23 protein-coding genes are annotated in these 22,252 nt (G+C 69.4%); 8 read left to right on the top strand and 15 right to left on the bottom strand.

Annotation, left to right across the window (positions count from 1 at the left end):
* Window positions 1-121 precede the first annotated feature (121 nt).
* From ASC46_RS10120 to ASC46_RS10105, 4 genes are all read right to left on the bottom strand, one after another.
* Window positions 122-3,007, bottom strand: coding sequence for a DUF2339 domain-containing protein (locus ASC46_RS10120; RefSeq protein ID WP_141659676.1), 2,886 nt, complete (start codon window positions 3,005-3,007; stop codon window positions 122-124).
* A gap of 115 nt (window positions 3,008-3,122) precedes the next feature.
* A complete protein-coding gene (locus ASC46_RS10115; RefSeq protein WP_055459186.1) occupies window positions 3,123-4,112 on the bottom strand; it encodes an NUDIX hydrolase in 990 nt (329 codons plus the stop codon).
* A gap of 6 nt (window positions 4,113-4,118) precedes the next feature.
* Window positions 4,119-4,634 carry a tyrosine phosphatase family protein gene (locus ASC46_RS10110; protein ID WP_055459185.1) on the bottom strand — a complete coding sequence of 172 codons (516 nt, stop codon included), beginning with the start codon at window positions 4,632-4,634 and terminating at the stop codon, window positions 4,119-4,121.
* Between the two features lie 96 nt (window positions 4,635-4,730).
* Window positions 4,731-5,339, bottom strand: coding sequence for a YfbR-like 5'-deoxynucleotidase (locus ASC46_RS10105; RefSeq protein WP_055459184.1), 609 nt, complete (start codon window positions 5,337-5,339; stop codon window positions 4,731-4,733).
* Between the two features lie 718 nt (window positions 5,340-6,057).
* On the opposite strand from ASC46_RS10105, the gene ASC46_RS21850 reads away from it, so the two are divergent.
* Window positions 6,058-6,774, top strand: a complete 717-nt coding sequence (locus tag ASC46_RS21850; RefSeq protein WP_280949163.1) for a YadA family autotransporter adhesin — start codon at window positions 6,058-6,060, stop codon at window positions 6,772-6,774.
* A gap of 49 nt (window positions 6,775-6,823) precedes the next feature.
* Here the strand turns inward: ASC46_RS21850 and ASC46_RS10095 are convergent, their stop codons facing one another.
* The 7 genes from ASC46_RS10095 to pdxH form a co-directional block, all read right to left on the bottom strand.
* Window positions 6,824-7,447 carry a DNA-3-methyladenine glycosylase I gene (locus ASC46_RS10095; RefSeq protein WP_055459182.1) on the bottom strand — a complete coding sequence of 208 codons (624 nt, stop codon included), beginning with the start codon at window positions 7,445-7,447 and terminating at the stop codon, window positions 6,824-6,826.
* 17 nt (window positions 7,448-7,464) lie between these two features.
* Window positions 7,465-8,346 carry a CAF17-like 4Fe-4S cluster assembly/insertion protein YgfZ gene (ygfZ, locus tag ASC46_RS10090; protein ID WP_055459181.1) on the bottom strand — a complete coding sequence of 294 codons (882 nt, stop codon included), beginning with the start codon at window positions 8,344-8,346 and terminating at the stop codon, window positions 7,465-7,467.
* Window positions 8,347-8,437: 91 nt separating this feature from the next.
* Window positions 8,438-8,695: a hypothetical protein gene (locus ASC46_RS10085; RefSeq protein WP_019401472.1), complete on the bottom strand. Its 258-nt coding sequence runs from the start codon at window positions 8,693-8,695 to the stop codon at window positions 8,438-8,440.
* A gap of 176 nt (window positions 8,696-8,871) precedes the next feature.
* Entirely contained in the window at window positions 8,872-9,285 is a 414-nt protein-coding gene (locus ASC46_RS10080; RefSeq protein ID WP_055459180.1) for a TIGR02301 family protein, read from the bottom strand.
* Window positions 9,282-9,725: an NUDIX hydrolase gene (locus ASC46_RS10075; RefSeq protein WP_055459179.1), complete on the bottom strand. Its 444-nt coding sequence runs from the start codon at window positions 9,723-9,725 to the stop codon at window positions 9,282-9,284. Before ASC46_RS10075 ends, ASC46_RS10080 begins: the two co-directional genes overlap by 4 nt.
* A 10-nt stretch (window positions 9,726-9,735) precedes the next feature.
* Window positions 9,736-10,491, bottom strand: coding sequence for an SDR family NAD(P)-dependent oxidoreductase (locus tag ASC46_RS10070; RefSeq protein ID WP_055459178.1), 756 nt, complete (start codon window positions 10,489-10,491; stop codon window positions 9,736-9,738).
* A gap of 46 nt (window positions 10,492-10,537) precedes the next feature.
* Window positions 10,538-11,152, bottom strand: a complete 615-nt coding sequence (gene pdxH / locus ASC46_RS10065) for a pyridoxamine 5'-phosphate oxidase (protein ID WP_055459177.1) — start codon at window positions 11,150-11,152, stop codon at window positions 10,538-10,540.
* A gap of 89 nt (window positions 11,153-11,241) precedes the next feature.
* Here pdxH and ASC46_RS10060 point away from each other — a divergent pair, with 89 nt between their 5' ends.
* From ASC46_RS10060 to ribB, 6 genes are all read left to right on the top strand, one after another.
* Window positions 11,242-11,691, top strand: a complete 450-nt coding sequence (locus tag ASC46_RS10060) for an RT0821/Lpp0805 family surface protein (RefSeq protein ID WP_055459176.1) — start codon at window positions 11,242-11,244, stop codon at window positions 11,689-11,691.
* A gap of 97 nt (window positions 11,692-11,788) precedes the next feature.
* The gene (locus ASC46_RS10055; RefSeq protein ID WP_055459175.1) at window positions 11,789-12,715 is read left to right on the top strand and encodes a DnaJ C-terminal domain-containing protein; all 927 of its coding nucleotides are present in this window, start codon (window positions 11,789-11,791) and stop codon (window positions 12,713-12,715) included.
* A 369-nt stretch (window positions 12,716-13,084) separates the two neighbouring features.
* Window positions 13,085-13,915, top strand: a complete 831-nt coding sequence (fabI, locus tag ASC46_RS10050) for an enoyl-ACP reductase FabI (protein ID WP_055459174.1) — start codon at window positions 13,085-13,087, stop codon at window positions 13,913-13,915.
* Entirely contained in the window at window positions 13,912-14,505 is a 594-nt protein-coding gene (locus ASC46_RS10045) for a histidine phosphatase family protein (protein WP_055459173.1), read from the top strand. Before fabI ends, ASC46_RS10045 begins: the two co-directional genes overlap by 4 nt.
* 204 nt (window positions 14,506-14,709) lie before the next feature.
* Entirely contained in the window at window positions 14,710-15,822 is a 1,113-nt protein-coding gene (gene aroC / locus ASC46_RS10040; protein WP_055459172.1) for a chorismate synthase, read from the top strand.
* Between the two features lie 311 nt (window positions 15,823-16,133).
* A complete protein-coding gene (ribB, locus tag ASC46_RS10035) occupies window positions 16,134-17,435 on the top strand; it encodes a 3,4-dihydroxy-2-butanone-4-phosphate synthase (protein WP_096335352.1) in 1,302 nt (433 codons plus the stop codon).
* A 254-nt stretch (window positions 17,436-17,689) separates the two neighbouring features.
* On the opposite strand, the gene ASC46_RS10030 is transcribed toward ribB, so the two are convergent.
* The gene (locus ASC46_RS10030; protein ID WP_055459171.1) at window positions 17,690-18,622 is read right to left on the bottom strand and encodes a histone deacetylase family protein; all 933 of its coding nucleotides are present in this window, start codon (window positions 18,620-18,622) and stop codon (window positions 17,690-17,692) included.
* A 200-nt stretch (window positions 18,623-18,822) separates the two neighbouring features.
* On the opposite strand from ASC46_RS10030, the gene ASC46_RS10025 reads away from it, so the two are divergent.
* Complete coding sequence (locus ASC46_RS10025) at window positions 18,823-19,410, top strand: L,D-transpeptidase (RefSeq protein WP_055459170.1); 588 nt, start codon at window positions 18,823-18,825, stop codon at window positions 19,408-19,410.
* Between the two features lie 6 nt (window positions 19,411-19,416).
* On the opposite strand, the gene ASC46_RS10020 is transcribed toward ASC46_RS10025, so the two are convergent.
* The 3 genes from ASC46_RS10020 to ASC46_RS10010 all read right to left on the bottom strand — a co-directional run bounded on the left by ASC46_RS10020 (window position 19,417) and on the right by ASC46_RS10010 (window position 22,231).
* A complete protein-coding gene (locus ASC46_RS10020; protein WP_055459169.1) occupies window positions 19,417-20,328 on the bottom strand; it encodes a metallophosphoesterase in 912 nt (303 codons plus the stop codon).
* Window positions 20,329-20,345: 17 nt separating this feature from the next.
* Complete coding sequence (locus tag ASC46_RS10015; RefSeq protein ID WP_055459168.1) at window positions 20,346-20,642, bottom strand: hypothetical protein; 297 nt, start codon at window positions 20,640-20,642, stop codon at window positions 20,346-20,348.
* Between the two features lie 161 nt (window positions 20,643-20,803).
* On the bottom strand, window positions 20,804-22,231 hold the full coding sequence (locus tag ASC46_RS10010; RefSeq protein WP_055459167.1) for an amidase family protein: 1,428 nt from the start codon (window positions 22,229-22,231) through the stop codon (window positions 20,804-20,806).
* Between the last annotated feature and the right edge of the window lie 21 nt (window positions 22,232-22,252).

Genomic DNA, 22,252 nt, shown 5'->3' with positions numbered 1-22,252 from the left:
CCTCGGGGACATGTGCTCCAGATGAGGGTTATCGCGTTCCCTTCGGCTGGAGGCAACCCCATCAGGGTTGAAGCAGCCGCAGGTTGCACGCCGAAGATGGGTGCTCCTTCCGCGCAACGCTTCACGAAACCGTGTCATTGGCGACCGGCGTGCCGCCGCCGCCCCGGCGCAGCAGCTTCTGGTAGGCGAGGCCGATGCCGACGAGCACCAGGCCGAGGCCGATGAAGGACAGGGCCCGGAGCACGCCCTCGAGACTCGACAGGTCGACGACGAAGACCTTGACGACCGCGATGAGGATATAGGGCGCCGAGGCCAGGCGCGCGAAGCGCCAGTTGCGCCACAGCCCGACGGCGAGGATGGCGACGCCGATGACGACGAGCGCGGCGGAATAGGTCCACAGCTCGGCCTCGCCCATCTGGCGCCAGAGGCCGATCTGCGGCCCCTGGAAGAGGAAGCGGATGATGTTGATGGTAAAGGCGAGGTGCAGGAGCAGCGCCAGCGCCAGCGCGCTGCGCACGTACCAGGTCGGCCGGTGCGCCCGCGCGAGCCAGGCGAGGCCGGCGGCGATGACGGCCGGCACGAGATAGGCGAGGACGAGCGTGTTGAAGACGGCGCCGCCGAGGACGGGCTCGTCCGTGAACAACGGGTTTTCGGCGAGGAGGAGCCCGAAGCCGGCGACGATGAGCGTCAGCACGCCGAAGGCGAGCCCAGCGAAGTGGTAGACCGGATCGGCACGGTGCAACTCGAGCCGCATCAGCACGATCGAGAAGGCAAGGCCCGCCGTCGCCATGAGCCCCATCTCGACGAAGCCGGAGTCGGGCGCGAAGGGATCGCCGCCGTGCAGCGCGTGGCGGATCTCGAAGAAGACCAGCAGGGCGCAGAACAGGATGGCGAGACTCTCGCACAACTGCGTCACCCAGTCCCGCCCGCTCATGGCGAGCACCCGGGCGGCCAGCACGAAGGCGAGCGCGGGCACGCCATAGCCCCACAGCAGCCAGTTGAAGATCGGGGTGGTGCCGAGCGCGTCGCCCGCGATGGCCGGATCCCAGACGACACGACCGAGGACGAGGAGGCCGGTGGCACCGACCGCGTAGCGCAGCACCGGCACCGCGATGCGTTGTGAGACGAACGCGGTGCCGAGCGCCGACAGGGCGAAGGCGACGGTGAGCATGCCCTTTTCGAGCGCGAAGGTGAGGCCGAGCGCCAGGGCCGCGAGCGCAGCCGCCGCCATCGCCCCGGTGCCGAGCGCCGCGACCGGCCGGGCTTCGCTGCCGTCCCCGTGCAGCAGCCGGGCGGCCCCTGTGAACAGGAGCGCAAGGACGGCCGCGCCAAGCGCGAAGGGCACGCTCGTATCGAAGGCGGTGACGCGCCAGTATGCGATGACGAGCAGGGCGAGGACGCCGGTGGTGCCGGCCGCCGCATGGCACGCCGCCGCGACGAGCGGTAGGTCTTCGCCGCGCATGAGACGCCGCACGGCTGCCGCAAGGAGCGCCGCCCCCGCCGCGATGGCGAAGGCGAGATAGAGGCTGAGGGCCGCCGGCTGCTCGCCGGGCGCGAGCGCGGGGCCACCGGGCAGGGAGGCGCCGCCGGGGTCGAGCATGGCGAGGCGCGCGACGGGCCAGAAGGCGAGGCAGCCCGCCGCGACGAGGGCCGCGATCAGGCCCGCGCCGGCCGCTGCGGCATAGGTGAAGCCGGTGGCAAGGAGGATGGCGACCATCGCGCCCGAGAAGGTCGCCCGCCCGCCGCCCCCGGCGAGATCGCCCGCGAGAATGGCGAGCGCGCCGAAGGCGCTGAGCACGGCGAGGGCCGGAATGTCGAGCGGCCAGGTCCAGAAGGGCGGCTCCGCCTTGGGCTCGGCCGGCGCGGCCCCTTCGGCATCACCGCCGTCCTCGCCGGTTTCGGCCGGAGGCTCTCCCTCCGTCTCGGCCGCGGCCACATCCGCCGGGAGGGGAAGGGCGCCGCCGTGCGGCAGCGCGACGAGGAACACGACCGCGAGCACGGTCTGCGCCAGCACCAGCACCATGGCGGGCAGGGCGTCGGCGTTGCCGACCGTGGACACGACGAGCCAGCCCCACAGCAGGGCGCCGCCCGCTGCCGAATACGCCAGCCACCGCCACAGACGCAGCCGCGCGAGGCCATAGGCCGCCGCGACCACGGCGACGAGATAGATCACCACCGGCCACGGCTGCGGATCGTCGCTCGTGACGAGGAGCGGCGCCGCAAGTGCGCCGAGAAGGCCGAGGGCGGCGAGCGCCGGCCCGTGCAGGGCGGCTGCGACCATGGTCGCGACGCCGATGAGGCCGAGCAGCGCGAAGGCGAAGGCCGGGCCGATGAAGCCGTAGAGCGCATGGGCGGCATAGACGCTGGCGAAGGCCGTCATGGTGCCGGCGGCAGTCAGCACGCTCGGCACATGCGCGGTGACGACGCCTCCGGTGGAAAGGGTGGACGCCTCCCCGGCATGCTCGCGCCGTCGCAGCCACTCGCCGCCCGCGATCAGCGTTAGCGCCGTGGCAAGGCCGGCAAAGATACGCGCGGCCGGCCCGAAATAGCCCTCCTCGATGGAATAGCGCACGAGCAGGACGCCGCCGAGCGCCAGAGCGACGCCGCCGACCCACACGGCCCAGCGGGAGCCAAGCCGCTCCTCGAGCCCGGCCTGTGGCGCAGCCGCGGCAGCGGCTGCGGGCGCCAGATGGGGAGCGGGTTCTTCCGCAGGCTCTTCCGGCACGAGCGGACCTTCGGGTTCGGTCGCCGGCTCGGGACGCGGCGCGACTTGCGCCTTTTCTTCCGGGGCGGGGGCTGGCTGTTCCGTGCCGGAGAAGGCGTCGCCGGAGACAACCGGCACCATGATCCCGGCTTCGGCGAGCTTCAGTTCCAGCGCCGCCAGCCGTGCCTCGAGGGCCGACGTGCGGCCGCGTAGCCCGAGCGCCATGAAGAAGCCGGCAATGGCGGCAACAGGTACCGCAAGCGCGATCAGAACGATGAGCGCAATGATCGAATCGTCGCCCACGGCGGTCCCCCCGGAAAGATCGGTGCACTTTGCCGCGGGATGGTCGTCGATGCAAAGCAAGGCTCGCTGTGCGCAGGCGCACCTCAGGCCAGGCGGCGCGTATGCCGCTTCCGGGTCAGGCCCGCGTGCCGAGGCGCAGGCCCGGCGCCGGTCGCTCCTGCAGCACCTCCCGGCGGAAGCGGAAGAGCGCGGCGGGGCGCCCGGCCGTCGGCATCATCTCGCCGGTGGGTTCGACGAGGGAGGTCGCCTCGACGAGGCGGCGGAAGTTCTGCTTGTGCAGGTGCCGGCCGGTGATAGCCTCGACGCTCGTCTGCAGGGCCGTCAGGGTGAAGCGCTCTGGCATCAGCTCGAAGACGACGGGGCGGTACTTGAGCTTGGCTCTGAGACGGCTGATGGCCGTTGCGAGGATGCGCCGGTGGTCGTAGGCAAGCGGCCTGCCGAGCGGCGGCAGGCTGGCGCGCGCCAGTGCGGCGGGCCGGCCGTCGCGCGCCGCCTCGGCGACGAGCCCGGCCTCGTAGAGGAGTTCGTAGCGCTCCAGCGCCTTTTCCTCATCCCACGGGCTGCCGTCGCAGCCGAAGCACAGGCGCAGGCGCTCCTCGCGCGTGAGTGCTCTGATCTGGCCGTCGTCGGCATGCGGCGTCCGGGCCCATTCCTTGAGCTGCGGCAGAATGTGCGCTGCCAGGATGGCGGGCGGACCGGTGCGCCAATCCTCCCACGGGAAGAAATCGTACCAGGGCATGAAGCCGGCGTCGCCTGCAGGTGCTGCCGTGCCGGCGAGCCCTCGGGTGAGTGCGAGATAGCCGACGGAGACAACGTGTGGGCCGATATCGCCGGCAGCCGCGCTGCGCCCCCGATCGCCGAAGGTGTAGAGCTGCTCGACATAGCCCAGCGCCAGGCCCGTCTGCTCCCGCACCCAGGCGCGCAGGCCGACCTCGAAGGTGCGGTGGGCCAGGGGATCGAACGGCCCCGCCGGCAGGGCCGGCATCTCCGCGTCCGGACGATGCGCGACGAGGATCTGCGGCATGTCGCCCTCGACGGCCACGATGGCTGCGGCGAGGCCGATCTCGATGGCAGGCCGCGGGCGGGGAGGGCTGGCCTCGGTCATGACCGTTCAGCGGTCGAGGGGGAGGGCGAAGGGTGTGCCCTCGAAGGCATCCACGCCGCGGCCGATGGCGGCCACGGCCTCGCTCATCCGGCCGCGCCGGCCCAGCAGTTTGTCGGCCGCCGCCACCAGCCGGGCGTTGGGCGTCGCACTCGGCGCCGCCTGGCGCAGGCGCTCGGCGAGGAGAAACTCGTCGAGGTCGGGTCGCAGCGCGCACAGGCCGATATAGGCCGCGGCGGTGGAGCGGCTGATACCGGCATAGCAATGCACGACCATGGGCCTTGCCCGGTCCCAGCCGCGCACGAAGCCGATGACCTGCCGGGCGTGCTCCTCGCCGGGCAGAATGTGCCCCTCCATCGCCTCAACGATGTCACTGACGCCGATGAAGAGGTGCCGCTCGGGCTGGATGCCGTCCGGCCGCGGGACGGGCGTCGCGGCATTGATCAGGGTCAGCACGTGGCTCGCGCGCACGGCAGCGACCGTTTCGGCGAGGCGCGAGAGGGGGCATACGTGAAGGGCCGGCATCGTCGTCGAACCTCCGCAAACGCTCCCCGATCTCCAGAACGATAGTGGGGCGATTCGATGACGGCGACGATACTGAGCTGTGGACCGGCGCAGTGATCAGGGCGAGGGAGCAAGGGCGTTGAAGCGGGCGAGAAACCGCGTCTCCGCCTCTCCGGCGGACCAGGGCGCGAGCAGGGCATCGATCGCCGGCGGCAATGGCGCCGGACGGCCGAAGAAGGTCAGCGCCTCCTCCCGGGCAAAGCCGGCAAGGCGCGTCGCCTCGAGGAAGGCGGCAATCCTGTCGGCGCGCTTCGTTACCCGCACGAGGGCCGCGGGCGTGGTCGCCGGCAGGCCGAAGCGCAGGTGGATCGCTGCTGCCAGCCGGTGCTCCACCTCCTTGTAATTGCCGCCGAGCACCGCCTTGAAGGGCGAGATCATGTCGCCGATGACATATTCCGGCGCGTCGTGCAGGAGCACGACGAGGCGCGCCCGGGCGTCGAGCTCCGGATAGACGTGCCCAGCGATCGCATCGACCAGAAGCGAATGCTGCGCGACCGAGAAGATGTGCGGACCGACGGTCTGCCCGTTCCAGCGCGCGACGCGGGCAAGGCCGTGGGCGATGTCCTCGATCTCGACATCGAGCGGGGAGGGGTCGAGCAGGTCGAGCCGCCGCCCGGACAGCATGCGCTGCCAGGCGCGCGGGGGCTTGGCTGGCTTGCCGCTCATCGCCCACCACGTGCTGCGGGCACGCATTCCACGGTCGGGCGGGCCGGAGAAAACGCTCGCGACAATCCGTGCAACAGGGATCTCCTCTTCCTTGCCGTCAGGCATGCCGAAACAGGCCGGAACCGCTCGGCTCGCTCCCTACCTAGCACCATGAGGCATGCGGGCAAGACGCCGGCGGCGGCATGGCGGCGGCGCTCGGCCTCGAAGGCGGACGAGAGGGCGCCGTTTGCCACCGACCGCGACGCACATTGCGAGGCGCGAATAGAAAATTATTGTAATCGTCCCGCCACTACTTTGCGTATGAACCTGATCAACCCGAGAATTGATATATCAGGGCGGTCAAGGCCGCTCGATGTGGTGCCTATGCTTCAATTCCCATAAGCAATGGTGCCTTTATTCTCTTCTCGGGGAGAGCGGGGTCGCGCGAAGAAGCAGCGATCAGGCGAGAAACATAATGAAACTTTCAGAGATGCGTTTCCGTGGCTCGTCGCCGCGGACGATCGAATTCGTCCCCACGATGCAGGTGCTCCTGCCGAGAAGAGAGGGAATAGGGATTCGGGCAATCGCGCTCAGGTATCTTGTCGTGTCGGTCGCGATTTTATCCTGCTTGAGCCCCGGGGAATCCCGCGCGCAACTCGCCTGCACCAACGGCGCAAACTATTCATGCGAGCCGCCATCCAAGAACGGCCTCACACTCACGGCGAATCCCGATTCCATCGTGGCCGATGAGAACATGGTATTGCGCGGCGGCGGGTCGGGACAGCCCGTGCGCAACTATTTCGTCGGCAATGCCGACAACGCCAACCAGGCGAACGTCTGGATCGGCGATGCCGGCCACACGGATTCGACCACGACGATCTATGCCAACCACTTCGCTGTCGGGGACAGCACGACCTCGGCCTCCGGCGCCAATGCGGCGGCCATCGGGCCGGGCGCGGTGGCGAGCGAGGCCGATGCGCTGGCATTCGGCGCCGGTTCGCAAGCGACGGCGGAAGGAGCGGTCGCGCTCGGCGCCGGCTCGGCGGCCGACCAGGCCAATACCGTGTCGGTCGGCGCGGTCGGGAACGAGCGGCGCATCGTCCATGTCGCGGCGGGCGTCGACCGCACGGATGCGGTCAATGTCGGCCAGTTGCGGGATGTGGAAACGGCGTTGAACGAGCGCATGGACATCCTTCAGGGGATCGTGCTCGAGACGCGCAGGGAAGCCCGCCAGGGTGTCGCCGCCGCCGTCGCCATGACGACCGCGCCCATGCCGTCGGCGCCCGGGCGCACCAGCTGGGCCATGAACCTCGCCACCTTCAAGGGCGAATATGCCTTCGGCGGCTCTCTGGCCTATCGCTTCGACGCACCGGTCCCCATCGCCCTGACCGCCGGCTATGCCTATGGCGGCGGCAAGTCCCACGCCGCGCGCGTCGGCCTGCAGGGGGAGTTCTAGGGCGACGGCAGCCCGGCGGCCGCTCCTGGCGGTGCGTCGGGCGCGCCGCTCACCGCGTGTCGCGGGCGAGCGCGGCGCATTCCTCGCGACGATAGCAGCCGACGAGATGGTCGTTCACCATGCCTACCGCCTGCATGAAGGCATAGACGATGGTGGGGCCGCAGAAATTGAAGCCGGCCTGTTTCAGCGCCTTCGACATCGCCCGTGATTCTGCCGTCTCGGCCGGCACCTGGGCCATGGCGGAGAAGCTGTTCTGCCGCGCCCGTCCGTCGAGGAAGCCCCACAGGAAATTGCTGAAGCCGTCGCGCTCCATGATGGCGAGCCAGGCGCGGGCGCTCTGCACGGTGCCGGCGATCTTGGCCCGGTTGCGCACGATGCCGGCGTCCTGCATCAGCGCCGCGAGCTTCGCCTCGTCATAGCGCACGATGGCCGCGGGATCGAAGCCGTCGAAGGCTCTGCGGAAATTGTCACGCTTGCGCAGGATGGTGATCCACGACAGGCCGGCCTGGAAGCCGTCGAGGATCAGCTTTTCGAAGAGCGCGCGGTCGTCATACTCCGGCACGCCCCACTCGGTGTCGTGGTAGGTGACGTAGAGCGGGTCGACGCCCGGCCAGCGGCAGCGCCATTTTCCGTCCTCGTGCAGGATGAGATCCGCCTTCGCCACGTCGTTCATGGCCCCCTCCGTCACCGTCATCCCCGCGCCGGGTCAGGAGCCGATTCGCCGGGGAAGGCGAAGGTGGCGAATCCCGGCTTCTCGAGGGTGAGGGCGAGGCCGCCGGCGGTCGGCGTCAGGCCCGCGGCGAGCGCATCCGCCACGCGGTCGAGCCGCAGCATGGCGAGGCCGCGCCCGCGGGCGCAGGAGCCGACGTGGCCGAGCGTCTTCTCGCCCGCGACGACCGCGGCCCCGTCCTCCGGCACGAATCCCCCGGTGAAGACGACGGGTACGATGCGCGTGCGGGCGGTGCCGCGGTGCTGCATGCGCGACACCACCTCCTGGCCGACATAGCAGCCCTTGTCGAAGGACACGCCGCCGAGCTGGTCCATCAGCACCTCGTGCGGGAAGGCTTCGCCATAGGTGAAATCCTTGCCGCCCTCCGGCACGCCCGCCGCGATGCGCATGGCGTGGTAGTCGGCGAGCGCTGCCTCACCGAAGGCCTCGATGTCCGCCCGTGGGCCGATGGCACGTCGCCCGAGAGCGGTGAGGCGCGGGTCTTCGTAGACCTGGCCAGGCGCCGCTGTCTCGTCGCCCCACAGGGCGGCGACGGCGAGCGCCTCGCTTTCGTCGGCGATGATCACCTTGGCGCGCAGCTTGTAGAAGGCGAGGCGCTTGACGAGGTCGTGCGTGAGCGCCCGCGGCGCATCAAGCAGATAGCCGCCGCCGTCACCCTCCGGCACGGCGAGGACGAGAAAGTCGAAAAGAATCTTGCCCTGCGGCGTCAGCAGCGCCGCCCACCGGGCCGTTCCGGGCGCAAGATCCGCGACGGCGCTGGTGACGATGCCGTCGAGGAAGCTGCTGGCGTCCTCGCCCGTCACCCTGACGACGCCCCTGTCCGGCAGAAAAGTCCTCGGCATTCAGCCCTCCGTCCGATCTCGCTCGAGAGATAGGGGGAGGGCGTGCACCGCTCAACCCGGTTTCGAGAGGATGCCCGTCAGGCCGGACGCATCAGTGCTTGCTGGCGGTGGAAAAGGCGCCGCCGCGGATGCGCTCCGGCAGGCGCTCCGCAAAATCCGCCACCGCTTCCTCGCCATAGGTGCTCACGAGTTCCTGAAAGGCGGCGAACAGCGCGGCATGGGCCACGCAGTCTCCGTCGAGGCCGTCGAGCTGCGCCTCGGCGAAGGCCTCGCTCAGATAGGTGAGCGCAGCGCGCTTCTCCTCGGCGGCCCCGAGGAAGTCGTCATCGTGCTGGTTGAATTCGTCCATGTTCCTGCCGTTACGCAACCCGTGGCGCGCTGCCGCCGGTCCACCCACTCTAGCAGCCGCGGGCCGGCACTCTAGCGGCTTCTTTACGCGAGGTTAACAGCGCGGAGAAAATGCCTGCAATCCACAGGGGACATGGCTGGGCGCGGGATCGCGCCCGGCGGCGGCAGCATCACGCCTCACTGGCCGAAGCGCGTCGCCAGGGTGCGCGTCAGGCGCTGGCCCTCGGCGACGTGCAGAGCGCGCGCCGCCCGCGCCGCATCGGTGCAGCGCCGATAGGTCAGGGCATAGCTGCGATAGCCCCGGTTGTAGGCGCCGGCGAGGCGCTCGCGCCGCTGCGGGCTCGCGCCTTCGGCATCGAGCAGGTCCGCCATGCGCTCGCGCCATTGCTGCGCATCGGCTTCTTCGCACAATCCATCGATGAAGGTGAGCACGCCCAGCACACGGGCGAGGCGCTGCATGTCGGCATCGTAGGGTGGGGGCGTCTCTACGCCGCTCTCCGGCTGCGCTGCGGGCGGCAGCGTCTGGGAGAAGGTGGCCGTGGCGAGGCTTGCTGCGATGGCGGCGCAGGCGGCGAGCGCGACCGGTTTCATCGCGGCCCCCCGTCGAGAACGGCGGCGGCCCGGGTGACGATGGCGGCAAGACCGGGTGTCGTCCACAACTGCGCCACCTCGTCCGGCAGGGCCCAGCGCACCGCGCCTGCTTCAGGACCGGGGGTCGGTTCGCCGGCGCGCCAGCGGGCAGCGAAGGCGGCGATGACGAAATGATGCACGACGCCGGTCGCGTCCCGCTCGATGATCTCGACATGGTCGACGAAGGCGGCGATCTCGGCCTCGACGCCCACCTCCTCGCGCAGTTCCCGGAGCGCGGCGTCGTGGAGGCTCTCTCCCGGCTCGACGAGCCCGCCTGGCAGGCTCCAGCACGCCTCCATCGGTGGGCGGCCGCGCGTCGCGATCAGCACCCGCCCGTCGCGGAAGGTCGCGACGCTCGCGGCGAGGAAGGGGCGGGCCGGATAGCGGCGGTCTTCGGGCATGCCGAGCGCTCTAGACGTGCTGGCCGCCGTTGATGTGCAACTCGGCACCGTTCACGTAGGAGGAGGCCTCCGTGCACAGGAAGTAGATGGCCTTGGCCACCTCGTCGGGCGTGCCGAGGCGGCGCAGCGGGATCTGCTCGACGAGCTTCTCCGTGCCGGGCGACAGGATGGCGGTGTCGATCTCGCCCGGCGAGATGGCGTTGACGCGGATGCCGCGCGGGCCAAAATCCGCTGCCATCTCCCGCGTCAGTCCGGCGAGCGCCGCCTTGGACGTGGCATAGGCGGCCCCGGCGAAGGGGTGGACGCGCGAGCCGGCGATGGAGGTGACATTGACGACGGAGCCGCGCGTGCGGGCGAGCTCCTCCACGAGGCCGCGCGCCAGCATGATGGGGGCGAAGAAATTCACCTGGAAGACCTGCTTCCAGTCCTCGAGGCGCGTGTCCATGGTGCCGAGCCGCGAGCCGCCCGGCCCCTTCGGCGAGATGCCGGCATTGTTGACGAGCGCGTGCAGTACGGCGCCCTCGGGCTCGAGGCGGCGCTTGATCTCCTCGATCGCTTCCACGGTGTTCTCGGGATCGGCGAGATCGACCTGGATGTGGTCTTCAGGGCCCATCTCCCACGGACATTCCTCCGGAAAGGAGTGGCGCGAGCAGGTGATGACCCGCCAGCCGGCGGCGGAGAAGCGCTTGACCGTCGCATGGCCGATGCCACGGCTCGCCCCGGTCAGGAGCATCACGCGCCGGGTCGCATTGGTGGATGGGGGCATGGCGGTTCGTCCTGCTGGTGATCGGGGCGTCGAAGGGGCTCGCCCCTCAGGGATATAGGCGCTCGCGCTGCCACGCGCCATCGGGCGCCGGCCGGTGGAAGCGGATGCGATCGTGCAGGCGGAAGGGCCGGTCCTGCCAGAATTCGATCGCCACCGGCCGTACGCGGAAGCCGCGCCAGTAGTCGGGGCGCGGGATCTCGCCGACGCCGAACTTGGCCGTGTAGACGGCAACCGCCTTCTCGAGCGCGAAACGGCTCTCGAGCGGGCGGGACTGCTGCGAGGCCCAGGCGCCGATGCGGCTGCCGCGCGGGCGCGAGGCGAAATAGGCGTCCGCCTCGGCATCGGTGACGTTTTCCACCGGGCCGCGCACGCGCACCTGCCGGCGCAGGCTCTTCCAGTGGAAGAGGAGGGCGGCCTTCGGCACCGCGGCGAGCTCGCGCCCCTTGGCGCTCTCGGCATTGGTATAGAAGACGAAGCCCTGCCCGTCGAAGCCCTTCAGCAGCACCATGCGCGCGTCCGGCAGGCCGTCCGCGTCCACCGTGGCGAGCGCCATGGCGTTGGGATCGTTCGGCTCGCTCGCCGTCGCGTCCTCCAGCCAGCGGGCGAAGAGCGCGAAGGGATCGGTTTCGTTGGCGAAGTCACCGCTCGTTAACGCTTCCACGGCTTAAATTCCTGACGGATTCGAATGGATCGGCGAGGCGGCTCGTGACCCGGGGCGATATGCGCAGCTCTTATAAGAGAACAGCGTCGTTGTGCGAAGGCATTCACGCGGGTCGTGGCGTCGCACGCGCTGCCGCGCTCGTGGCGGCACTGGCTGCGGGCGGCTGCAGCATTTCCTTTCCGCTCGGCTCCCTCGTTGGCGAGGACGTGGCGACGACGAGTTCGGTCGCGCCCGCGCCATCGCCTCTCTCGCCCGAGCTGACGGCGGAGGACTGGCGTCGCGCCAGAAGCGCTCTCGAGGTCGCGCTCGACCCCTTCGGCAACGGCACCAGCGCCTCCTGGGATAATCCGGAAACCGGCGTCAAGGGGGCCTTCCTGCCGCTCGGGCAACCCTATGTGAAGGACGGCGACGTGTGCCGCGCCTTCCTCGCCGACCTGTCGCTGCAGGTCGGCGCGCAGGCCATGCAGGGCACCGCCTGCCGGCCGTCCGGCGGCGGCTGGTCCATCACCGAGGTGAAACCCTGGCGCAAGCCCGCCTGAGGCTCCCGGAATCGCGCAATAACCGTTGCAGCCGTGCAACAGTTGCCCCATATGGGAGGGGATTGGTTGCGGTGCCCCGCTCCCTGACGGAATATCCATGCGCGATCCATACAGCATTCTCGGTATTGCCAGATCGGCGAGCGACGCGGAGGTCAAGAAGGCGTTCCGCAAGCTCGCCAAGGCCTATCATCCCGACCAGAACAAGGATGATCCCAAGGCGAAGGAGAAGTTCGCCGAGGTCAATGCCGCCTACGAGATCCTCGGCGACAAGGCGAAGCGTGCCCAGTTCGACCGCGGTGAGATCGACGCGGAGGGCAAGCCGCGTTTCCAGGGTTTCGACGGGTTCTCGGGCGCAGGCGCCGGGCGCGGCCAGCACGGCGGTTTCGACTTCCGCCGCTCCGGCGCCGGCGCCGGTTTCGACCCGCAGGACTTTTTCTCGGACCTTTTCGGCGAGGCGATGCGCAATGCCGGCCGCACGGCCGGCGCGGGTCGCGGCCGGACCCATCATCCGCGCGGCGAGGACGTGAAGGCCGACATCACCGTCACGCTCGAGGAGGCGGTTCATGGCGGCAAGCGGCGTATCAACTTCACCACCGGCCGCGAGGTCGAGGTCAACCTGCCCAAGGGCGTCAGCGACGGCAAGACCATCCGCCTGCGCGGCCTCGGCGAGCCGAGCCCCTTCGGCGGCGAGCCGGGCGATGTCCTGCTCACGGTCCATGTCGCGCCACATCCGCAGTTCCGGGTTGAGGGCAAGAACCTGCGCCTGCGCCTTCCGGTGCCGCTGGCCGATGCGGTGCTCGGCGCCAAGGTGCGCGTGCCGACCCTCGATGGCGCCGTCAGCATGACGATTCCACCGATGTCGAGCGGCGGCAAGAGCTTCCGCCTGCGCGGCAAGGGCATCCCTCAGAAGGACGGCCCGGGCGACCTTATCGTCACGCTCGACATCATCCTGCCGGATGCCGCCGACCCGGCGCTCGACGCGCTCATGCGCAAGTGGCGCGAGGCGGCCTCGGCCAAGAGCTGAGCGGTACGGGCAAGCCTTCGGCTCGGCTTTTTGTGCTGATTCCCGGCTCTCGCCCGCGCTTCGCGCACGACAGTCGGGAAGCGAGGTCGTTCGCCGAGAGGACCTCGTTGCTCGAACAGACGCGGCAAAGCGGGACGGGAGGCCGTGCCCAGCTTGAAAACCCGCCGGTGCCCGTAGGCATCGCCACTTCTCCTGGCCACCCGAATCAGTTCGGCGTGTGCTGCCCGCGGCTCTGCCGCTTATGCCCAGGCGAAAGGCTTGTCACATCGAAGTGGCGCGCCGAGGCTTCCGTCCGCCGTCGCTCTCGGCTAATGATGCGGGTCCGCTCCGGACCATCCGGCTTTCAGACAGATCAGATTTCGAACGGCCATGGCAGACAACTCAGCGACACGCCCGTCCATCATGTCCGGCAAGCGCGGGCTCATCATGGGAGTGGCCAACAACCGCTCCATTGCCTGGGGCATTGCCAAGGCCGCGCACGCCCATGGGGCCGAACTCGCCTTCACCTACCAGGGCGATGCGTTGAAAAAGCGCGTCGAGCCGCTTGCGGCGGAGCTTGGCGCCGAGGTCATCGGGCATTGCGACGTCACCGACGGGGCGACCATCGATGCTGTCTTCGCAGAAGTGGAGAAGCGCTGGGGCAAGCTCGACTTCCTCGTCCATGCCATCGCTTTCTCAGACAAGGACGAGCTTACCGGTCGCTACGTCGATACGAGCCAGGAGAACTTTTCCAAGAGCCTGCTGATCTCCTGCTACTCGCTGACGGCCGTCGCCCAGCGCGCCGAGAAGCTGATGACGGACGGCGGCTCCCTGCTGACGCTGACCTATTACGGCGCCGAGAAGTGGATGCCGCACTACAATGTCATGGGCGTCGCCAAGGCGGCGCTCGAGGCAAGTGTGCGCTATCTCGCGGCCGACCTCGGCCCGCAGGGCATCCGCGTCAACGCCATCTCTGCCGGGCCGATCAAGACGCTCGCCGCCTCGGGCATCGGCGACTTCCGCTACATCCTCAAGTGGAACGAGTACAACTCGCCGCTGCGCCGCACGGTGACCATCGAGGAAGTGGGCGAGACGGCGGCTTATCTCCTGTCCGACATGTCGCGCGGCGTGACCGGCGAGATTCACCATGTCGATGCCGGCTATCATGTCGTCGGCATGAAGAACCCCGACGCGCCCGACATCGTGCTCGGCAAGGAATGACGGCAAGGCCGCGTCTCTTCTTCGTCCGCCACGGCGAGACGGACTGGAACGCCGAGGGGCGCCTGCAGGGCAAGCGCGACACGGCGCTCAACAACACCGGACGCGGCCAGGCCCAGACGGCGGGGCGCCTGCTGCGCGGTCTCGTGCCCGATTGCGAGGGCCTCGACTTCATCGCGAGCCCCCTCGCGCGCACGCGCGAGACGATGGAACTGCTGCGCCACGCCATTGGCCTGCCGCGGCAGGGCTACCATCTCGAGCCGCGCCTCGCCGAGATCTCGTTCGGCGAATGGGAAGGGCGGACGTGGAAGGAGCTGCGCACGAGCGAGCCCGACCTCTATGCCGCCCGCAAGCGCGACTGCTGGCACTTCACGCCCCCGGGCGGCGAGAGCTACGCCGCGGTCGCGGCTCGGGTGCGGCCGCTCCTCGAGAGCCTGACCCGCGACACCCTCGTTGTCTCGCACGGCGGCGTCGCCCGCGCCGTGCTGACGCTCCTCTCCCGCGTCGCGACGCACGAGGCGCCGCACATCGACATCTGGCAGGGCCGCATCCTCGTCTTCGACGCCGGCGACCACCGCTGGGAGCCGGCCTGAGCGGGCTGGCATCTAGGCCAACGCGTCTGAAGCCGTGCTGATGGTTAGGCACGTCGCGAAACGATGAACCGTCGGCTCCCTCTTCTCCCTCCCCGCCGCAGGCGAGGGGAGGGAGGCCCGGCCGTGCCGGTGGTCCGGACCGGGCCGTTTGACGATGCGTCCCCGCGCGCGTAAGACGCGCCGAGCATTACGGCGGCGAGATCCATGTCCCACAACAGCTTCGGCCACCTCTTCCGTGTCACCACCTTCGGCGAGAGCCACGGGCCTGCCATCGGCTGCGTCGTCGATGGCTGCCCGCCGCGCATTCCGTTGACCGAGGCCGATATCCAGCATGACCTCGACCGCCGCCGGCCGGGCCAGTCGCGCTACACGACCCAGCGCCAGGAGCCGGACCAGGTGCGCATCCTCTCCGGCGTCTTCACCGACGAGAAGACCGGCGTGCAGATGACGACGGGCACGCCCATCGGCCTCACCATCGAGAACGTCGATCAGCGCTCGAAGGACTATGGCGAGATTCGGAACAAGTATCGTCCGGGCCACGCCGACTATACCTATGACGTGAAATACGGCATCCGCGACTACCGCGGCGGCGGCCGCTCCTCGGCGCGCGAGACGGCGATGCGCGTCGCTGCCGGTGCCGTCGCCCGCAAGGTCGTGCCGGGGCTCCTCGTGCGCGGCGCGCTCGTGCAGATGGGCCCGCACCGGATCGACCGCTCCCGCTGGGATTGGGACGAGACCGGCCGCAACCCCTTCTTCTGCCCGGACGCCGAGGCGGCGGCCTTCTTCGCCGACTATCTCGACGGCATCCGCAAGAAGGGCTCGTCCATCGGCGCCGTCATCGAGATCGTGGCCGAGGGCGTGCCGCCCGGCCTCGGCGCGCCGATCTACGGCAAGCTCGATGCCGACCTCGCCGCGGCATTGATGAGCATCAACGCAGTCAAGGGCGTCGAGATCGGCGCCGGCTTCGAGGCGGCGGCGCTGACGGGCGAGGAGAACGCCGACGAGATGCGCCTCGGCAACGACGGCAAGCCGCTCTTCCTCTCCAACCATGCCGGCGGTGTCGTCGGCGGCATCTCGACGGGCCAGGCGGTGGTGGCGCGCTTCGCCGTCAAGCCGACCTCCTCGATCCTGCAGCCGCGCCTGTCGGTCGACCGCTTCGGCGCCGAGACGGATGTGGTGACCAAGGGACGGCACGACCCCTGCGTGGGCATCCGCGCCGTTCCCGTGGGCGAGGCCATGGTCGCCTGCGTTATTGCCGACCACTTCCTGCGCCACCGCGGCCAGGTGGGCGAGACGATGCCCTGGCCGATGGATTGAGTGTAGCTAAACGGGAGAGCCCCGTCCCCACGTCGTGCCCGCCGCTTTCACCGCGTCATACCCGCGCTCGTCGCGGGCATCCACGCCGCGACGGATGCGCCAGGCTGAAGGGCGCGGATCGCCGGGACGAACCAGGCCATGACGGCGGAACGCTTGCGTTGCAGAGCATCGCGTCATCGTTGTCGCGTGATCCAACAGCCGTGCGACGAGAACCGGCAGGACGGCGAGCAGGGGCGGGAGCCAAGTCGGCGCCACCTCGCAACTTGGCGATTTTAGTTGAACTAAAATCCCGCCGGCGTTAGCGTCGCCTCATGAGACTGGCCGACTGGCTTATCCGCGAGAACATGACGCGCGTGGATTTTGCGCGCCGCATCGGCGTCACGCCCGGCGCGGTCACGCAGCTGTGCCGCGACGATGGCGCCTGGCTATCGCGCGAGACGGCGCGCCTCATTCTCGAGGTGACCCGTGGCGCCGTCACTCCCAACGATTTCATCGACGCCCGGAGCGGTTCTCCGGTGCGCGAGGAGGCTTTCATGACCCAGACGGTGACCGAGGCGATCGAGGCCTTCGCCCGCGGCGAGATCGTCGTCGTGACGGACGACGACGACCGTGAGAATGAGGGCGACCTCGTCGTCGCCGCCTCGCTCTGCACGCCGGAGAAAATGGCTTTCATCATTCGCCACACCTGCGGCATCGTCTGCGCACCGCTGACCGGCGCCGACGCACGGCGCCTCAGGCTCGACCCCATGGTGGCAGCCAACGACGCGCCGCTCGGCACGGCCTTCACCGTCTCGGTCGACGTGCGCCACGGCCTCACCACCGGGATTTCGGCCGAGCAACGCAGCAACACGGTGCGCGCCCTCGCCAACAACAACATGGGGGCGGGCGATTTCGTGCGCCCCGGTCATGTCTTCCCGCTCATCGCCAAGGACGGCGGCGTGCTCATCCGCTCGGGCCACACGGAGGCGGCGGTGGACCTCTGCCGTCTCGCGGGGCTGCCCGAGGTGGGCGTCATCTGCGAACTCGCCAACGACGACGGCACGGTGATGAAGGGGCGCGAGATCGACGATTTCGCCAGGACGCACGGCCTGAAGCGCCTTTCTGTGGCCGACCTCATCGCCTATCGCCAGGCGCGCGAAAAGCTGGTCGAGCGTGTCGCCACCTTCCCGGTGACGACCGAGATCGGCGAGATGACCGGCCATGCCTATGTCACGCCTTTCGATACCGTGAACCACTTCGCCTTCGTCTACGGCAACATCGGCGACGGCCGGGGCGTGCCGGCGCGCCTGCACCGGGCCAATGTGGTGGCCGACGTCTTCGGTGGTGGCAGGACGCTCAACAAGGTGCTCGGCCAGTTCGCCAAGGAAGGGCGGGGCGTGATCGTCTACCTGCGCGACGGCACCGCCGGCGTGCCGCTGACCGTCGTCAGCGAGGATGCGACCGGCTCCGAGTTCGCCCGCACCCAGCAATGGCGCGAGGTCGGCCTCGGCGCGCAGATCCTGCGTGACCTCGGCGTCACCTCGATCCGCAACCTTGCTTCCAGCTCGCGCGCCTATGTCGGCCTCAGCGGCTTCGGCATCGAAATCGCTGATACGGTCATCCTGGAGGGGTGAGGGGCCTGGCAGGGCACGGCTCCCCCGCGAGGACAACGACACACCGTTCCCGCGTCATGGCCGGCCTCGTCCCGGCCTCCACGCTTTTCCGCCTTGCGTAACGTCAGGGCAGGGATGCCCGCGACAGGCGCGCGCATGACGGGTCTCCTTTCTTTGACCGTCGGCGAGGGACTAGGCACCGCTCTTCTCCCTCTCGACCACAAGGGGGAGGGGAAGCAACTCGCTCCGACAGCCGTCCCTCGCGCCGTCGAAACTCACCCCCGCATCAGGCACTGCACGTGGGCGGCCACGGAAGCCGCCAGGCCCTGCAGGTCATAGCCGCCTTCGAGCAGCGACACGATGCGCCCGCCGCACTGCCGGTCGGCGATGTCCATGAGCTCGCGCGTCGCCCAAGCGAAGTCTTCCTCCGTCAGGTTGATGTTGGCGAGCGGGTCGCGCCAGTGGGCGTCGAAGCCGGCGGAAATGATGATGAGGTCCGGCCGGAAAGCGGAGATGCGCGGAAATATGGCGACTTCGAGCGCCTCGCGGAAGCTCTCGCCCCCTTCGCCCGCATGCAGCACGGCATTGACAATGTTGTCGTGCGCCCCGCGCTCGGAGGCGGCACCGGTGCCGGGATAGAGCGGCATCTCGTGCGTCGAGCAGTAAAGCACGCTCGCATCGTCCCAGAAGATGTCCTGCGTGCCGTTGCCGTGGTGCACGTCCCAGTCGAGAATGGCGATACGTTGGAGGCCATGCCGTTTCTGCGCGTGTCGCGCGGCGATGGCTGCGTTGTTGAAGAAGCAGAAGCCCATCGCCGTCGCCTTCTCGGCGTGGTGGCCGGGCGGGCGGGCGGCGCAGAAGGCATTGGTGGCCGAGCCGCCCACCACCTCGTCCACCGCGAGGATGGCCGCGCCCGCGGCGTGCACGGCGGCCTCCAGCGTGCCTGCCGACATGGTCGTGTCGGCATCGATGCTGACCACTCCCTCGCGCGGCGCGGCGGCGACGAGGGCATCCACGTGCCTTGGCGGATGCGCGCGGCAGATGGCATCCCGATCCGCAGCCGGCACGTCGCGGATGCGCACGAGATCGGCGAATTTCTCCTGCTCCAGCGCCTGCTCGATGGCCCGCAGGCGCTCCGGCCGTTCCGGATGGCCTGGCGGGGTCGCGTGGGCCATCGAGGAAGGGGGGGAGATGAGGAGCGTCGTCACGGCGATATCCCAGGAGAGGATGCAGCTTTGCAGGCGGCGGGCGTTGTGTCCATGTCACGCTTGGCGAGTATTTGCCGATCGGGGTCGTTTTCTTGTCGGCGGCCGTTGCTACGCCGTTCGCATGTGCCATACAGCACCGCGAATCGGGCGCGTCGAATCGCATCTTACGCCCGATCGATGATCGTTTGGGGGCGATTGGCATGTTCTTGAGGATGTTGGGTGCCGTCGTGGTGATCGGCATGTCGCTGGCCGGCTGCAATTTCAAGGGTGTGCCCGACCCGGATGTCTCGGCGCGTGACCGCGAGTGGATGTCGCTCGTTCCCCAGGCAGACGTCGATCCGCAGTTCGGCCGCTACATGATCGACGATCCAACCGGCGAACCCCCCGGCACCATCGTCGTCGATCAGAAGTCGCGCCTGCTTTACTTCGTCTTGCCTGACCGCAAGGCCATCCGCTACGGCGTCGCCGTCGGCGACGAGGCCTACGGCTGGACCGGCACGGCCGAGGTCGCCCGCAAGGCCGAGTGGCCCAACTGGAATCCGCCGGCCGAGATGAAGGCCCGCTGGCCGCACGTGCGCTTTACCGAGGGCGGGCCGAACAACCCGCTCGGTGCCCGCGCGCTCTATCTCTACGAGAACGGTCGCGACACGCTTTACCGCATCCACGGCACCAACGAGCCCGAGAAGATCGGCCAGGCCGTGTCCTCCGGCTGCATCCGCATGCGCAACATCGACGTGATCGACCTCTACAACCGCACCAAGGTCGGCGCGCGCGTCATCGTCAAATAGCGGCGCTCACGTCAGCGGCCCCGGCTGGCCGCCGAGATGGATGAGCACAATCTCCGGCGGCACACCGAGGCGCATGGGCAGGATACTCGTGCCAAGGCCGCCGGAGACGATCATCGTGCGGCCGCGCTCGGCCACGAGGCCATAGGCATAACGATTGCCGTAAGCGGACGGTACGACGGGCGAGTAGCCGAGTAAGCGCACTTGCCCCCCGTGGGTATGGCCGGCCAGCGTCAGGCTGACGCGCGCCGGCACGGTGGGGAAGATGTCCGGCTCGTGCGCGAGCAGGATGACGGGCGCGGTGTCGTGGACCTGGGCGAGCGCCGCGGGCAGGTCGTCGACACCGCGGAATCTGTCCGGCCCGAGAATGTGGGCGATCTGGTCGCCGAGGCCGATCAACCAGAAGGCCCTGCCGTCCTTCTTCAGCCGGACGGCGTCATTCTCGAGCACCGGGATGCCGACGCCCTCGAGCGTGCGCCGCATGGTACGCGCCCCGTCCGCTGGCATGCCAGGCGCGATGGCGTGCCACCAGTCGTGGTTGCCGAGGATCGAATAGACGCCGAGCGGCGCCGCGAGCCGGCCGAGCGGCTCGGCCCATTCCTCCGGTTCGAGACGTCGCGTCACGAAACGGTGCGTGCCGATGTAATCCCCGAGCAGCACCGTCACGTCCGGCTTGAGCGCATTGGTCGCCGCGACGATCTCCGCGACGCGGGCGGCGGGCATATGCGGCTCGCAGACGTGCAGGTCGGCGATGGCGGCCAGCGTCAGCTCCATGTCCGACGGCCAGCCGCGCGGCGTAATCCAGTAGCGCTTGACGATGAGCCGCATGCCCGGCTCGACCGCCAAGGCGTAGGAGGCGAACCCGGCACCTGCAACGACCGTCCCGGCGAAGGCTTTGAGAAGAGTTCGCCGGGTCGGCATATTTCACGAAGGTCCTGTCAGCTGGCAAAGGGTCCGTCGCGCAGATAGTCGGGCAGCCGCTCGGCCTTCCTCTGCCTGCCACGGCGGAATTGCTCCACCGCGGCCGCCACCGCCGGAATCCCGATGGCACGAAACGTTGGCGCATCCGCCTTGCCTTGGCAAGCGGGGGTGATCCGGGCGGTGGCCACGGCCGTCTTCCCGGCCTTATCTTCGGAACGTGAAGGGATCTCGGTCATCTGCTCGGTCTCATGGCTCTGCCGGCGGCCGGCCGGCTGGGTGCGCCGCCTGCCGTGCGGCGCGACGTTCGTCACCATCGCGCCCGATCGCGTCGGGCGCTTGGCGGCACTGCGGCAAAGGCGTGTTATATCGCGATCGACTCCGCGACAGGGTTAACAGCGCCGTGCGGATCGAGACGCTAACCAGCCGACGCCGCACGGGATGTGCGCTGGCGCTCCGAGAGGCCGGGACTTGTCTTTCAGGCGTTCCGGCCGGGCGGCACGAAGCGGCAGCCGCGTTCCTCCAGGAGGCGGGCGACGGCAATGGCCGTCGCATCGGCCCATTCTGCCGCGACGATCTGTACCCCCGTCGGCAGGCCGGCCGCCGTGCGCATCACGGGTACCACCGCCGCCGGCAGATGCGCAACGCTCGCGAGCGAGGACCACAGGAGGAAGTCGAAGTAGGGGCGCTCCGTACCGTTGACGGCGATCGTGCGGGCGTGGATGTCCGGCGTTTGGTCGTGCGGAATGGCCGCCACCGGCGCCGGTGGCATCAGCACCACGTCCCAGTCTCTGAAGAAGACGGCCCAGTGCTCCTTGAGCGCGCGCCGGCGCTCCAGCAGCCTTTGCCAGGTGGTGACGTCGAGCCGTGCTCCGCGCGATTGCAGGGCCCGGTGCGACAGGTCGCCGGGAGCGTAGCTGGCGGCATCGGCCGCCAGCCTGTCGCGCACCTTCTGCGGCAGGCCGGCCGCCACGATGGCGTGGTTGAGAAGCGCGTAGACCTCGAAGGTCTCGGCGAAGGAAAAGCCCGGCCGCGCCCGCTCGTCGACGATGGCTCCGGCCTCGGCCAGCAGGGATGCGGCATGGGCGACCCCGGCCGCCACCTCGGCATCGACCGGCGCCAGGGGCTCATCGAGCCAGACGGCGACCCTGAGGCCGCGCCCGTCGAGACGCGGCACGTCGATCGGCCGGCCGTCGCGCGCGATGACGGGCAGGATCAGCGCTAGGTCTTCCGCCGAGCGGGCGAGGGGGCCGGCGACGACGAGGTCGCCCTCCTTGGGCGTGCCTGGCGCGGGCGGCACGTGGCCGAGTGTCGAGACGAGAGACCAGGTCGGCTTGAGGGCGAAGACGCCGCAGGCATGCGCCGGCCAGCGCAGCGAGCCGCCGAGGTCCGACCCGAGCTCGAAGGCGCTCATGCCGGTCGCGACGGCAGCGGCCGCCCCACCCGACGAGCCGCCCGTGGAGCGCGTGATGTCCCAGGGATTGTTGGTGGTGCCGTGGACGGGGTTGTACGTCTGGAAATCCCCCGAGAAAAGCGGCACGTTCGACTTGCCGAGGATGACGCAGCCTGCTTCGCGCAGCCGTGCGACGGCCGCCGCATCCGCTTCGGGCACCCGGTCGCGGAAGCTCGGCGCCCCGGCGGTCGAGACCATGCCGGCGACGTCGAAGGCATCCTTGATGGTGATGACGAGCCCGTCGAGTGCGCGGGCCTTGCCCGCGGCCCGGCGGGCGTCGCTTTCTTCGGCGGCGCTGCGTGCCGCGATCGTGTCGAGTGTCACGATGGCGTTCAGCGCCGGGTTCTCGGTGGCAATGCGCGTGAGCGTCATGTCGAGCAGCGCGACGCTCGACAATTCGCCGCGCTCGAGGCAGGAGAGGATGGCATGCGCGGGTTGCGTCAGGAGATCCACGGCCCCTCCCAGGGTTCATAC

The sequence above is a fragment of the Chelatococcus sambhunathii genome (genome assembly GCF_001418005.1).
Classification (GTDB): domain Bacteria; phylum Pseudomonadota; class Alphaproteobacteria; order Rhizobiales; family Beijerinckiaceae; genus Chelatococcus_A; species Chelatococcus_A sambhunathii.
The sequence above is the reverse complement of the archived record's forward strand: the minus strand, read 5'-3'. Positions and strand labels throughout refer to the sequence as shown.

Bases quoted from the DNA above. Each gene is read 5' to 3' on its own strand.
- ASC46_RS10110 (WP_055459185.1), bottom strand. From the start codon at position 4,634: ATGCCGGCCCTTCACGTATGCCCCCTCTCGCGCCTCGCCGAAACGGTC.
- ribB (WP_096335352.1), top strand. From the start codon at position 16,134: ATGAGACTGGCCGACTGGCTTATCCGCGAGAACATGACGCGCGTGGAT.
- ASC46_RS10055 (WP_055459175.1), top strand. From the start codon at position 11,789: ATGCGCGATCCATACAGCATTCTCGGTATTGCCAGATCGGCGAGCGAC.
- ASC46_RS10105 (WP_055459184.1), bottom strand. From the start codon at position 5,339: ATGAGCGGCAAGCCAGCCAAGCCCCCGCGCGCCTGGCAGCGCATGCTG.
- ASC46_RS10115 (WP_055459186.1), bottom strand. From the start codon at position 4,112: ATGACCGAGGCCAGCCCTCCCCGCCCGCGGCCTGCCATCGAGATCGGC.
- ASC46_RS10020 (WP_055459169.1), bottom strand. From the start codon at position 20,328: ATGCCGACCCGGCGAACTCTTCTCAAAGCCTTCGCCGGGACGGTCGTT.
- ygfZ (WP_055459181.1), bottom strand. From the start codon at position 8,346: ATGCCGAGGACTTTTCTGCCGGACAGGGGCGTCGTCAGGGTGACGGGC.
- ASC46_RS10080 (WP_055459180.1), bottom strand. From the start codon at position 9,285: ATGAAACCGGTCGCGCTCGCCGCCTGCGCCGCCATCGCAGCAAGCCTC.
- ASC46_RS10025 (WP_055459170.1), top strand. From the start codon at position 18,823: ATGTTCTTGAGGATGTTGGGTGCCGTCGTGGTGATCGGCATGTCGCTG.
- ASC46_RS10070 (WP_055459178.1), bottom strand. From the start codon at position 10,491: ATGCCCCCATCCACCAATGCGACCCGGCGCGTGATGCTCCTGACCGGG.
- ASC46_RS10095 (WP_055459182.1), bottom strand. From the start codon at position 7,447: ATGAACGACGTGGCGAAGGCGGATCTCATCCTGCACGAGGACGGAAAA.
- ASC46_RS10015 (WP_055459168.1), bottom strand. From the start codon at position 20,642: ATGGTGACGAACGTCGCGCCGCACGGCAGGCGGCGCACCCAGCCGGCC.
- aroC (WP_055459172.1), top strand. From the start codon at position 14,710: ATGTCCCACAACAGCTTCGGCCACCTCTTCCGTGTCACCACCTTCGGC.
- ASC46_RS10085 (WP_019401472.1), bottom strand. From the start codon at position 8,695: ATGGACGAATTCAACCAGCACGATGACGACTTCCTCGGGGCCGCCGAG.
- ASC46_RS10075 (WP_055459179.1), bottom strand. From the start codon at position 9,725: ATGCCCGAAGACCGCCGCTATCCGGCCCGCCCCTTCCTCGCCGCGAGC.
- ASC46_RS10045 (WP_055459173.1), top strand. From the start codon at position 13,912: ATGACGGCAAGGCCGCGTCTCTTCTTCGTCCGCCACGGCGAGACGGAC.
- fabI (WP_055459174.1), top strand. From the start codon at position 13,085: ATGGCAGACAACTCAGCGACACGCCCGTCCATCATGTCCGGCAAGCGC.